Source organism: Myceligenerans pegani, from assembly GCF_014892515.1.
Lineage (GTDB): Bacteria > Actinomycetota > Actinomycetes > Actinomycetales > Cellulomonadaceae > Myceligenerans > Myceligenerans pegani.
Window position 1 is genome coordinate 47490 of sequence record NZ_JADBGR010000066.1, and the last position, 12408, is coordinate 59897.

The following is a 12408-nucleotide window of genomic DNA, read 5'->3' on the forward strand; positions in this document are numbered from 1 at the left end:
CCTCGGCGTCGAATCGGTGGTATCCACCCATCAAAGCGGATTCGTCGCGATTCGTAGCCAGATCTGGATGAGGAGACGCGGGTCAGCGCGCGCTCCGGAACACTATGGAGACGGGCCGGTCCGGACAACAGGTTTCAGCTGTGGCCGAATGGTTCGGCCGCGCCCGCCCGAGCCAGGCCTCCGGACACCGACCGGCGCGAGCCCGACCGTCGGCATCAACCCGCAGTGAGCACGTCGAGCGTGCACGTCGAAAGGTGAACTGGAGTGGGACGACGCGAGAAGCCCGTGGACCCCGATGCCGGTCCCGTCCAGCGGCTCGCGCACGACCTGCGCACCCTCCGCGAGCAGGCCGGCAGGCCGACCTACCGGGAGATGGCCCGGCACACGGGCTACTCGCCGAGCGCGCTGTCCCAGGCAGCGGCCGGCGAGTCGCTTCCGTCCCTGGCCGTGGTCCTGGCGTACGCGTCGGCGCTGGACGGGGTCCCCGCGGAGTGGGAGCAGCGGTGGCGAGACGCCGACCGCGCCGCCCGGGAGTCCGCCGCACGGGACGACGACACGGCACCGCCGTACCGGGGACTGGCCCGGTTCGAACCGGGCGACCGGGAGCTGTTCTTCGGCCGGGACGCCGTGGTCGGCGAGCTGGTGGAACTGGCGCGAGAGCACCGGTTCGCCGCGGTGTTCGGTCCGTCGGGCAGCGGCAAGTCCTCGCTGCTGCGTGCAGGGCTCATCCCCGCACTGGGCAAGCGCCCGGCCGCCGACCGGCCAGGGCTGATCCGCATCCTCACGCCGGGTGAACGGCCCGCGCACACCCATGCCAAGGCGCTGGTCCCGCAGGACGGCGAGCGGGACACCTGGGTGATCGTCGACCAGTTCGAGGAACTGTTCACCCTGTGCCGCGACAGCGCGGAACGGAACCGCTTCCTCGACGCCCTGCTCACGGCCCGCGAGCCCACCAGCCGGCTGCGGGTGGTCATCGCGGTCCGCGGGGACTTCTACGGCCACTGCGCCGCCCACCGCGACCTGGCCGACGCGGTGCGCCGGGCCAACCTCCTGGTCGGGCCGATGAGCCCCGCCGAGTTGCGCGAGGTGATCACCGGTCCGGCGGCCGCCGTCGGCCTCAACGTGGAACGCGCGCTCACCGCCCGCCTCATCGACGAGGTCACCGACCGGCCCGGCGCGCTGCCCATGCTGTCCCACACCCTGCTCGAGACCTGGCGTCGCCGGCGCGGCCGCACGCTGACCCTCGACGCGTACGAGGCGACGGGCGGTGTCGAGGGCGCCATCGCCGCCACCGCCGAACGGCTGTACGCCGACCTGTCGCCGGACCAGACACGCGCCGCCCGCCGCGTCCTGCTCCGCCTGATCGCCCCCGGCGACGGCACCGCCGACACCCGCCGTCCCGCGGAACGGACCGAGCTGGACGCGGGCGCGGGGACGAGCCCCAGGGCGTCGGACGCGCCCGTCCACGACGTCGACGTCGTCGTCGAGCGCCTCGCCGCCGCCCGGCTGATCACCATCGACGACGACACCGTCGAACTGGCCCACGAGGCGCTGATCACCGGCTGGCCCCGGCTACGGGACTGGATCGACCAGGACCGGGAGCGCCTGCGCGCGCAACGCCGCCTCGGCGAGGCCGCCCGCGCCTGGGAGGAGCTGGACCGCGACCCTGGGGCCCTGTACCGAGGGACGCGGCTCGACCGCGCGGAGGAGTTGTTCGGCAGTGCGCCGACCCGGTCCGGAGAGGGCGACGACCTGACGCGCCCGGAGCGTGCCTTCCTCACCGCCGCCCTGGCCGCACGTGACGCGGAGCGGGGCGAGGCGATCCGTACGGCGCGACGGTTCCGCGCCCTCACCGCCGCCCTCTCGGCATTCCTCGTGCTCGCGCTCGGCGCCGGTCTCATCGCCTGGCAGGAGAACCGAGCGAGCGAGGAGGAGCACACGAGGACCACGGCCCGCCGGATCGCGGCCGTGGCGAACGGCCTGCGCGCGGCCGATCCCCGAGCAGCGGCGCTGCTCGGGGTCGCGGCATGGCAGATCGCGCCGCTCACCGAGTCCCGCGCCGCGCTGCTCGGCTCCTTGGCCCAGCCGGAGGTGGATGCGTTCACCGACCGGCAGGCCGACACGGACACGCGGCGCTTCCTCGCCGAGGAGGGCCGGACCCTGTTCAGTTCCGCGGACCGGCGGGTACGCGTCTGGGACGTCGTCCGCGGCGAGCAGACCGACGGATTCCAGCTCCCCGAGGGCACGACGCTCGACGGCGTCAGCCCGGACGCCCGCACCCTCTACGTCTCCGGGCCGGACGGCACGGAGCTGTGGGACGTGGCGACACGGAGACCCGTCGCCGAGCACGCGGCACCGGACACGGCTCTGGCCGGCTTCGCGGCCGACGGTCGCAGCTATCTCGTCAGCTCGCTGCCCGACGGGCGCGGAGCGGGGCTTGTCCAGCAGCGCCGGACCGCGAACGGGAAGGTCCTCTTCGAGAGGTCCGTCCCGGGCGACGTGTCCCAGGCCGGGATCGGCGCGGACGGCCGGCTGCTCGCACTCTGCCCCGTCGGCGGCACCCTCCAGATATGGGACGGCGTCAGCGGCGAGCGCCGGTCCGGCGCCTGGGAGACGAAGGAAGTCTGCAGCAACGCGTCCGGCTCCGTACGGTTCAGCCGCGACGGCACGCGGCTCGCCCTGGCGTCCGCCGCCGAGGTCCGGGTCTGGGATCTGCCGAGTGGACGCCTCGTCGCCGAGCTCCCGGGCAGCGGCGACGGCTTCCTCCCCCGGGTCGAGTTCTCGCCGGACGGGGCGTTCCTGGCCTTGGCGGACGACACCGCCCTCACGGTCTGGCGCCTGCGGGACACCGGCGTCCTGGTCTTCGAGCGGGCCCTCGACGGCGAGGTGGCCGGAGACCTCGCCTGGACACCCGGCGAGCGCCCGGTACTGCGCTTCCTCGCCGGGTCCACGGTCCGCGCGTACGACCTCGCCGCGCGCCTCGCGCCCTGGCAGGCCACGCCCACCGACACGGCGGTGCTCAGTCCCGACGGCACCGTCCTCGCCACCGCGACCCGCTCCGGGAGGAGCGACCGCTACCGTTTCGAGCTGCGCTCCGCCGGCGCCGGCGACGTCCTCGCCCGTGCGGAGCTCGGCCCGCTGCAGGGAGCCGACGGCGACGTCCCCGTGCTGGCCTTCAGTCCGGACGGCGGGGCGCTCGCCGTCGCCGACACCACGACGTCCCGGGGTTCCGTACGACAGCGGTTCACCGTGTGGGACGTACGGCGACACGAGGAGCGGACGTCGTTCGAGACCCCTTGGACCGGCGAGCGTCTCCTCTCCGGAATCACCCTCGGGCCGGGTGGCCGGACGCTGCTGGTCTCGCGCCTCGCCGACGCCGCCGTCGTCGACGTCTGGGACACCGGAACGGACGGCGGCGAGGAGGCACCGCGGATGACGAGCTCTCTGCCCGTCTCCGTCGGCGTCCCCTCGGCCGTGCGGCCCGACGGGCGGCTGCTCGCCGACGCCGCGGACCAGGTCACGAAGCTCCCCTCGGGGACGGTCGCCGGCCGCGCGCTCGCGCGGGGCAGGGAGGTCACCGCGCTGGCATTCAGCCCCGCCGGCACGGTTCTCGCGGTCGGTGACTCGGCGGGCCGGGTGCACCTGTGGGACGGCGACGTCCGGCAGTTGGCGGGCTTTCTGGCGGGGCTCTCCGGAACCGGGGAGGTCGGAGACCGGGAGGCCGTGTCCGCGATCGCGTTCTCGGCCGACGGCCGCACGCTCGCTCTGGGCGGCACCGGTGGCGGGCTCCAGCTCTGGGACACCGCGTCCCAGCAGCTCCTCGCCGCGGAGCTGCCGACCGCAGGCGAGGAGATCCGGTCCCTCGCGTTCAGCCGGGACGTCGGCACCGTCTATGCCGCGAGCCCGCACGCCCCGCTCCAGGCCTACTCCATCGCCCCGGATCATGCCGTCGCCGCCGTCTGCGACCGCACGGGTGCCGGACTGTCGAGGGACCAGTGGCGGGCCTACGTGCCGGACGCGCCGTACCGCCGGGTCTGCGAACGTGATTGATCAGTACGTGATTGATCAGAGTGACGGCGGGGGTCGCTGATCAACGTAAGCGCCGCTCACGATGGGCGGCATGCGCAAGAACACGCTTGTCCCCGTACTCCTCCTGCTCGGGGCCCTGTCCCTGACAGCCGCCTGTTCCCCGGTCCGGGGCACACCACCGGCGGGTTCCGCCGACACCGGCGCGAGCCCGTCCGCCCCGAGCGACGTCGTCCGAACCGTCGACCCGACGAAGATCCAGGGCCTCGACATCGTGAACGACAGCGGCAACGACCCGTCCTGCCCCTGGACGACCAGCTATCCGGCCGTGCCCGGCGCCGAATCGATGACCGCTGTGATGAAGGGCGAGGTCGAGCGGCGCCTCCACGCGTACGTCGACAACGGCTGCGGTGCAGGGAACGAGCTCGACCTCAACATCGGCTTCGACTTCCTGGTCGCCTCCGGTGACGTCGTCGGCGTGCGGCTGACGACCCAGGACCCGGGCGCGGCCGGCGACGGGACGGAGACGAGGACGTACTGGTACGACGGCGAGGACGCTCAGCGGCGCGAGGCGCTCGACCTCATCGCGGAGGCGTCTCGCCCGGACTTCGTCGCCACGGTGCGGGCGCAGCTCGAGGGCCGCGCGGGCATTGACCCCGCCACCCTCGGCAACGCCTTCTCCGGGCCCCAGGCGCGGCGCGCCGTGCTCGACGACATGTCCTTCACCCGCGAGGGCGCGCTGCGGATCGACTTCGACCGCAGCACGGTCGGCGTCCCCCCGGGCGGCCGTTACCAGGTGATCCTGCCGGGCGCGACAGTCGCACCCTGGTTGTCCGGCTTCGGCGAGCGCGTCCAGGAGCAGGCGGTGTCGCCGAGCGGCAGGCTCGACCTCGGGGCGCCCGCGCCCACCGCCACGCCGTCCGCGGCCGCAGCGCCCACGCCCGAGGCGAGCGCGCCCGGCGCCGACACCACGGACTGCTCGAAGGTGAGGTGCATCGCCCTGACGTTCGACGACGGCCCGGCGGTACCGGAGACGGCCACGCTGCTCGAGTACCTGGCCGAGTACGAGGCCCGCGCCACCTTCTTCGTCGTCGGCCAGAACGCCGCCGCCCACCCCGAGGCCCTGCGCGCGGAGGCCGCGGCCGGGCACGAGATCGGCAACCACTCGTGGAACCATCCCGACCTCACCCAGCTCACCGCGGCCGAGGTCGCCTCCCAGCTGCAGCGCACCAGCGCGGCCATCAAGGCGGCGACGGGCGAGGAACCGACGCTGTTCCGGCCCCCGTACGGCGCGATCGACGACGCGGTGCGGTCGGCGACCGATCTCTCGCCCGTCCTCTGGGACGTGGATCCGGAGGACTGGAGGTACCGCGACTCCGCCAGGGTGGCGCAGACGGTGATCGCCCAGGCCGGGCCCAACGAGGTCATCCTGCTGCACGACATCCACCCGACGTCGGTGGCCGCCGTCCCGGAGATCCTGCGCACCCTCAGCGCGCAGGGCTACCACTTCGTGACGGTCAGCCACCTGAGGGCCACCCTCTGACGCACTGCGGCCGGGCCGGGCGAGGCGCCGGGTCACCCCGGCGCGCCCCATGGACCGCGCCAGGCATCCCCGACTGGTCGCTCCGCTGCCCCGTCCCGCTTCCGCCGCGGCCGAGAGGCCGGGCGGAAGCGGGCGGGGTCGGTCCCTCAGGCGCGGACGAAGCGCAGGAGAGCCTCGTTGACCTCGGTGGCGTGGGTCCACAGCAGGCCGTGCGGGGCGCCCTCGATCTCGACGTACTCGGCCTCGGGGAGCGCCTCGTGGAAGGGGCGGCCGGTGGCGTCGATCGGGAGGATGTTGTCCTTGGTGCCGTGCAGGATCAGGGCGGGCTTGCCCGAGGCACGCACGGCCGCGACGTCGTCCCGGAAGTCCTCGACCCAGGTGGGGACCACCGCGTAGGCGGCCACCGGCGCGCTGCGCGTGGCGGTGTTCCAGCTGGCGGTGACCGCCTCCTGGCTGATCCGCGAGCCGAGCGTCTCGTCGAGGTTGTAGAAGTCGCTGAAGAACTGGGTGTACCAGGCGTACCGGTCGGCCCGGGCCGCCGCGGCGATGCCGTCGAAGACGGACTGCGGCACGCCGGTCGGGTTGTCGTCGGCCGCCAGGAGGAACGGCTCCAGCGAGGCGAGGAACGCCAGCTTCGCGACGCGCTCGTGGCCGTGGTTCTTCACGTACCGCGCCAGTTCGCCGGTACCCATGGAGAAGCCGACGAGAATCACGTCGCGCAGGTCGAGCGCCTCCAGCAGGGCGTCGAGGTCGGCCGCGAACGTGTCGTAGTCGTACCCGGCGCCGACCTTGCTCGACTGCCCGAACCCGCGGCGGTCGTAGGTGATGACGCGGTAGCCGGCGGCGATCAGCTCGCGCGACTGCAGCTCCCAGCTGTTCCCGTCCAGCGGGTAGCCGTGGATGAGGACGACCGGCTGCCCGGCGCCGTGGTCCTCGTAGTAGATCTCGGTGGTGGTGCTGTTCTCGGTGCCGACGTTGACGTATCCCATGATCCGATTCCCTTCGGGATTCCTGAGCCGAGGAGAACGATCGTTCTCCGCGTACCTGCTATCGTAGAGAACGATCGTTCTCCGCGCAAGGGGCGTGGAGCCAGGGCCGCAGGAGCCGCGAGGGGAGAGGCGAGATGATCGACGACGCGAGTGCTCGCGAGCGCGTGGTGCGAGCCGCGGACGAGCTGTTCTACACGCGAGGCGTGCAGGCGGTGGGCATGGATGCGGTGCGGACCGCCGCGGGGGTGTCGCTCAAGCGGATCTACTCGCTGTTCGCGTCGAAGGACGAGCTGATCGTCGCCGTGCTGCGACACCGTACCGAGATCTGGGACGCCGGCCTGGCCTCGGCCTCCGAACGGGCGACGACGGCGCGTGAGCGCATCCTGGCGATCTTCGACTTCCTGGACGCCTGGTTCCGGGAGCCGGACTTCCGGGGGTGCGCCTTCATCAACACGCACGGCGAGCTGGGCGCGAGCTCATCGGCCGTGGCCGACGCCGTCCGCGAGCAGAAAGCCTCCTTCCAGGCCTACGTCGCGCGCCTCGTCGACGAGCTGCCGGCCCCGCCCGAGCTCGCGCCGCAACTCGCGATCCTCGCCGAAGGAGCCCAGACCACCGCGGCGATCGCCGGCACCCCCGATGCAGCGCGCCAGGCCCGTGCCGCCGCGGAGACGCTGCTCGACGCGGCGGCACGCTGACCGGCTACGGCCGAGGCCGGATTCTCGACCGCGCCGTCCCTACCGCCGTCCCTACCGCGCCGCCCCTACCGCGCCGCCCCTTCCGGGCGACACAGGCTCCCGGACGCCCCGGCGACCACGGCCCGGCACGATCAGGCCGCGAGAGCGATCCTCACGGTGAGGACAGGGTCGGCAGGACATCCGTGGCCACGGTGTCGAGGATCGCCTCGTCACCGGCGAACGGACCCTCGCGCCGCGGCCACGGTGCCAGGACGTCGGTGAAGCCCAGCTCCGCGGCGCGGCCCAGGAAGTCGCGGTAGACCTCGACGCTCGACAGGCTGAACACCGGCGCCGCGTCGGTCTGGAGGAAGCGACGGACCGTGGCTGGGTCCCGGTCCTCGGCGGCCAGGGCCTCGTCGAACCGGGACGACAGCTCGGCCAGCGATCTCCACCACCCGTCCAGGCTGTCGTGGACCGTGCCCGTGGTGATCCAGCCCTGACCGTGCCGGGCGGTCAGTGCCAACGCCTTCGGACCGTTCGCGGCCAGCACGAACGGGGTGCGAGGACGCTGGACGCAGCCGGGGGCGTTGCGGGCGCCCGCGGCCGTGTAGTACTCGCCGGAGTAGTCGAGCCCGTCCCTGGTCAGCAGGCCGTCCAGCAGCTCGACGAACTCCCTGTACCGCCTCGACGGGCTCGCGGCCCTCGTGGTGCCGCCGAAGACGTCCACGTCGTAGCCGTCCACCCCGCCGGCACCCAGGCCCACGGTCAGCCTGCCACCCGACAGGTCGTCCAGCGCCGTGATGTCCCTCGCGAACGGCACCGGGTGGCGGAAGTTCGGCGACGCCACCGCGAAGCCCAACTCGATCCGCGACGTCACGAGTGCCGCCGCGCTCAACGTCGGCACCGAGCCGAACCACGGGTCACCGACCAGCGGACCCCAGCCCAGGTGGTCGAACGTCCACGCGTGCGCGAAGCCGTACGTCTCCGCCGCCTGCCACCTCGGCTTCGCCTCGGCCCAGCGGTACTCCGGAAGGATCGTGATCCCCGCCCTCATCGCACTCCTCCTACGGATCGATTCCACGCGCACTCGGCCGCCATCGGGCTGTTCGGCATGTGCAGGACCGTAGCTGAGCGCCGCGCCCGGCTCCGAGGGGATTTCCGAGCGGATCCGGGCAGCCGCCCTCTGCCACGTACGCGACCCACTGAGGCGGAGCGCCGCCGGCGGACCGGAGCCCAGGCGTTCACCCAGCCCGCCGTGAGGAATTCCACGAAACGAAAGCAGGCATTTCGGCTCGGCGCCATAGCGGCCGCCGCGACGATCTTCGGCTACCCCGCCAACCTGGACGACGGCGACCGGATGCAGCGCTGTCGCACCCTGGTCCGCAAGAAGGACCGCCCCAACAGTTCGATCGCTCGCGGCTGCCGGTACGGGAAGGGTTCCTCGGGCGGCCGGTGGGTCTGGCAGTACCGGACGGGAACGGGGCTCGGGTTCGCCCGGGGTGTCACCTCCTACGGGCCGAGCAGGGGCGTCGCCGACATCGGGTCGCCGCACTTCGACCGGGCGGTGCGTGACCTGGCCAGGGCGGCGAACAGGGCCTTCTGACCGGTACCGACCAGCCTGACCTCGCCTCCGTGGACGGCGGCGGCTGTCCCCCGTGATGCGGACGGGAAAGGCGCCTCTCGCCGGAGATGGCTCGTGCCCGCGAACCTCGAACGCCGAGAGCCGCCTTTCCTTGTGCGCCGCCTGTCAGTCGTAGTTCCACTCGTCGAGGCGGAGGCGTGGGTCGTCGGCGTCGATCGGTTCCATGGAGCGGGCGATCTCCTTCATCGTCTCCAGGTCCGCGTCGGAGTCCGAGATGCTGTACTGCACGCCGTCCTCCCTCCAGCTGAAGCTGTTGGCGTTGGGCCCGGTGCCCTCTGTGTACGTCGCGAGCCCGCCGTCGAACTCGACGACCTCACCTCCCTCCAGGTAGCTGTACTCCTCGGGAACCAGAGCGGGCCAGACCGCGGACACGTACGATGACCCGCTCTCCAGTCGGCCGTCCTGGACCGACCCTTGCCACAGCATCCACTGGTACTGCGTCGTGCCGGGTCCGGCCTTCGGAAGCTTCACCCGTTCGTATCCCTCGGGCACCCCGGACACTCGGCCGGATCCGAGCTCCAGGCTCTCCAGCGCCGACACGAGCTCGTCCCGCGTGACTCCGTTGCCCTGGGCGTGCCACCTGTCGCCGCCTTCGGTCCACCAGATGAACTGGTATCCCGCAGGCGACACAAGCTCCTGCGCCGTCGTGCCGCGCAGTTCGACAGGGCTGGCTTCCGCCGGCCCGGTACTGGTTTCCGGGTCGAGTCCGCTCGGGAGCGGCCCTCCGCGCAGAACCGCGAAGGCCTGCTCGTTCTGCCGGTCGACGAAGAAGGCCGTAGCCAGGCCGTCCGGGCAGTTCACCGGGACGGCTTCGAACGTCGGCGGGGCGGTGATCGGCACATCGGGCCGTGTCACGGCATGATCGAGGAGCTCGCCCCACTGCTGCACCGGCACGGGTACCGCCTCCGGCATCATGGTGTACTGCCCGCACGTCTCCGGCAGGCGGAGCGGATCGATCCGGACCGCCGGCGGCGCCGCGACCTCGGCCCTCGATCGATCGGTACCCAGGAAGCTCGCCGTCACTCCCGCACCGACGAGCAGCAGGCCGACGACGCCGAGGGCGACCAGCTGCCGCGGCTCCCAGATCCGGCTACGCACGAGGGCGGTCTTCTCGACATCGATCGAGAAGGAGAACGCACCCTGTGCTCCGGTACGACCCCGCTCGAATGCGGCGCGTGCCTGTTCGAGTCCGGCGGGGTCGGGCGAACCGGCCGGTGCCAGATCGCTCAGGATCTCGTGGGTCTCGCGGCTCATCGTGCCCTCCTCGCTGCTGTCCGCTTGTTCATCGGGCCGCCCTCGACGACCGCGGCTTCGCGAACGATCGTGTAGCCGCCGACGAGAACGGTCAGCTTTCGACGTGCCCGCGAGAGCCGCATCTTGAAGGCCGCCTTGCTGCAGCCGGCCACGCGCGCGGCGTCGGCCGGCGCCAGGCCGTCCCATCCGGTGAGCAGGAGCGCCTCCCGCTCCTTCGGCTCCAGACGGTTCAGCGCCACCAGCATCGCGTCGCGCTGGGCGACGGCGTGGTCTGCACCGTCCGTTCGCGCGACGCGCGCGAGATGCTCCAGCGCGGACTCCGCGGAACGGCGCCGCCGTGCCGCACGCTGCTGGTTGCGCAGGATGTTCCGGGCCACGACCAGCAACCAGGGCAAGGGATCGGCAGGGATGTCGTCGAGGCGGCGGACGGCCACGAGGAACGTGTCGGCCACGACCTCCTGCGCGTCATGCGGAGTGACATGCCGCATCGCGTACGCCTGAACCCGCCAGGCGTAGGCGCGCCACAACTCCGTGACCCGATCCTCGGCCGACGGCGGATCACCGCCGGGAAGTCCTCGTAATCTGTTCACGTCTTGAAATGTCCGCTCGCGCGCTCGAGTAACGTCCCTGAGCCACAACGCCGAGTCGGCAGGTCCGCGGCGCGGGGCGGCGCTACTCCGGCGCCTTCTCGATGAGGTCGTAGTGCTTTCGGCCCCACTCCCCCAAGGGCTGCAGCGCGGCGACCAGCTCGGCCCCGACCTCGGTCGGGGTGTACAGGATCTGCACGGGCATGGTGGGCACGACCTCACGCTCGATGAATCCCTGCCGCTCCAGCTCGCGCAGGCGCTGGGTCAGCAGCCGGTCCGAGATGCCGTGGACGTAGCGGCGGTACTCGACGAACCGCCGCGCGCCCGCGACCCCGGCATAGAGGATGGCTCCTGACCAGCGGCGCCCGGCACGTTCGAGGGTGCGCCGGAAGATCACGCAGTCGTCCTCCTTCACGACGACACCGCCCGCCGCGCCTGGTGACGGGTTCCGGGCGGGGGCAACGGGGACAGTCGAATCGGAAGTCACTTACCAATAGTGAGTTGCTAACCCAGTCCTTGGCAAGTCGCGACGGTTGCCGGACGATTCGTGAGGCGCTCGAACGGGCGCCTGCCCTCGCCGGCCTCGTCCGGCCGTCGTCCTCGGAGGACCCGTGTTCATTGCTTCTGTCGTCGTCTCCGCGCTTCTCGCCCTGGCCACCGCGTTCAGCGGCTACGGCAAGCTGACGCGCAATCCCCAGGTGGTGGAGCCGCTCACCACCAAGCTCGGTGTGCCCGAGCGGCTCGTCCCGGTGCTCGGCACCCTGCTGGTCGCCGGTGCCGTCGGCACCGTCGTCGGGATCTGGTGGGCGCCGATCGGCATCGCCGCCACCGGGTGCTTCGTCCTCTACTTCCTGGGTGCGATCATCACCCACCTGCGCGCCAAGGACTGGCCGGGTGTCGGCCCGACCGGCGGGCTCATGCTGCTTTCGGCCGCCGCCCTGGTGCTGCGCGTGCTCTCCCTCTGAGAAGGCGCCGGGCTGGCCCGGCCGATCCCGGGGTGTCCCGTGCGGATCCGCGAAGGGCTCGGTGAGGGTGGCGACAAGGGCCGGGTCGACGACCACCAGGCCCGGGGCCGGTTATCGGCAGCGTATCGAGAACCGGAGACGCTCTCGCAACGTCGTCTCCGATGTCCTCATGTCATGAGCACGCCGAGCACTCAGGAACGCATCCCACCGGCCCATGCCCGGGCACCCGGGCCTCGCGACGGCACCCGCGGCAGACGACGCCTGACCGTCATCCTGCTCATGGCGGTCGCCATCCTCCTGGCAGCCGCCGCGGCCTACCCACTGATCGAGCGTGCCGCAGGCCGTGCCCCCCTCACGGCCGACGACGTCCTGGGCAGCAGCCCGGAACCGAGCGGATCGACCGGTGAGGCCGGCGGAGACATCCCCGCAGGCGCGGCCGGACCCAACGACGACATCCCCGCGATCACCCGCCTCGACCCCGCGCTCCGCGCCGCCGTCCGACACGCCGCGGACGACGCGCACGCTGCCGGCATCGACCTCTGGATCACCAGCGGATGGCGCAGCCCCGCCTACCAGCAAAGCCTCTACGACGAGGCGATCCGGACCAAGGGCCTCGCCGAGGCCCGCCGCACCGTCGCCACCCCCGAGACATCGCAGCACGTCAGCGGCAACGCCGTCGACATCGGCCCCACCGAGGGCGCCTACTGGCTCATCCAGCACGGCACCGA

General features: G+C 72.4%; 11 protein-coding genes. 6 read left to right on the forward strand and 5 right to left on the reverse strand.

What is annotated here, in order from left to right:
• Positions 1–264: 264 nt before the first annotated feature.
• Positions 265–4050, forward strand: coding sequence for an nSTAND1 domain-containing NTPase (locus IIE03_RS08145; protein ID WP_192862250.1), 3786 nt, complete (start codon positions 265–267; stop codon positions 4048–4050).
• Between the two features lie 70 nt (positions 4051–4120).
• Positions 4121–5569 carry a polysaccharide deacetylase family protein gene (locus IIE03_RS25725; RefSeq protein ID WP_225997450.1) on the forward strand — a complete coding sequence of 483 codons (1449 nt, stop codon included), beginning with the start codon at positions 4121–4123 and terminating at the stop codon, positions 5567–5569.
• A 146-nt stretch (positions 5570–5715) separates the two neighbouring features.
• Here IIE03_RS25725 and IIE03_RS08155 read toward each other — a convergent pair whose 3' ends face one another.
• Complete coding sequence (locus tag IIE03_RS08155; RefSeq protein ID WP_192862251.1) at positions 5716–6558, reverse strand: alpha/beta fold hydrolase; 843 nt, start codon at positions 6556–6558, stop codon at positions 5716–5718.
• A gap of 134 nt (positions 6559–6692) precedes the next feature.
• Here IIE03_RS08155 and IIE03_RS08160 point away from each other — a divergent pair, with 134 nt between their 5' ends.
• Positions 6693–7253 carry a TetR/AcrR family transcriptional regulator gene (locus IIE03_RS08160; RefSeq protein ID WP_192862252.1) on the forward strand — a complete coding sequence of 187 codons (561 nt, stop codon included), beginning with the start codon at positions 6693–6695 and terminating at the stop codon, positions 7251–7253.
• A 151-nt stretch (positions 7254–7404) separates the two neighbouring features.
• Here IIE03_RS08160 and IIE03_RS08165 read toward each other — a convergent pair whose 3' ends face one another.
• Positions 7405–8286 carry an LLM class flavin-dependent oxidoreductase gene (locus IIE03_RS08165; protein ID WP_192862253.1) on the reverse strand — a complete coding sequence of 294 codons (882 nt, stop codon included), beginning with the start codon at positions 8284–8286 and terminating at the stop codon, positions 7405–7407.
• Positions 8287–8487: 201 nt separating this feature from the next.
• Between IIE03_RS08165 and IIE03_RS08170 the strand changes: the two genes are divergently transcribed.
• Entirely contained in the window at positions 8488–8835 is a 348-nt protein-coding gene (locus tag IIE03_RS08170) for a hypothetical protein (RefSeq protein WP_192862254.1), read from the forward strand.
• 144 nt (positions 8836–8979) lie between these two features.
• Here the strand turns inward: IIE03_RS08170 and IIE03_RS08175 are convergent, their stop codons facing one another.
• The 3 genes from IIE03_RS08175 to IIE03_RS08185 form a co-directional block, all read right to left on the reverse strand.
• A complete protein-coding gene (locus tag IIE03_RS08175) occupies positions 8980–10128 on the reverse strand; it encodes a hypothetical protein (RefSeq protein ID WP_192862255.1) in 1149 nt (382 codons plus the stop codon).
• The gene (locus tag IIE03_RS08180; protein WP_318842873.1) at positions 10125–10718 is read right to left on the reverse strand and encodes an RNA polymerase sigma factor; all 594 of its coding nucleotides are present in this window, start codon (positions 10716–10718) and stop codon (positions 10125–10127) included. Before IIE03_RS08180 ends, IIE03_RS08175 begins: the two co-directional genes overlap by 4 nt.
• Positions 10719–10800: 82 nt before the next feature.
• The gene (locus IIE03_RS08185; RefSeq protein ID WP_318842874.1) at positions 10801–11202 is read right to left on the reverse strand and encodes a winged helix-turn-helix transcriptional regulator; all 402 of its coding nucleotides are present in this window, start codon (positions 11200–11202) and stop codon (positions 10801–10803) included.
• 124 nt (positions 11203–11326) lie between these two features.
• Here IIE03_RS08185 and IIE03_RS08190 point away from each other — a divergent pair, with 124 nt between their 5' ends.
• Positions 11327–11680, forward strand: a complete 354-nt coding sequence (locus IIE03_RS08190; RefSeq protein WP_192862256.1) for a DoxX family protein — start codon at positions 11327–11329, stop codon at positions 11678–11680.
• A 174-nt stretch (positions 11681–11854) separates the two neighbouring features.
• The coding region (locus tag IIE03_RS08195) for a D-alanyl-D-alanine carboxypeptidase family protein (protein ID WP_192862257.1) at positions 11855–12408 on the forward strand (554 nt) is incomplete at its 3' end.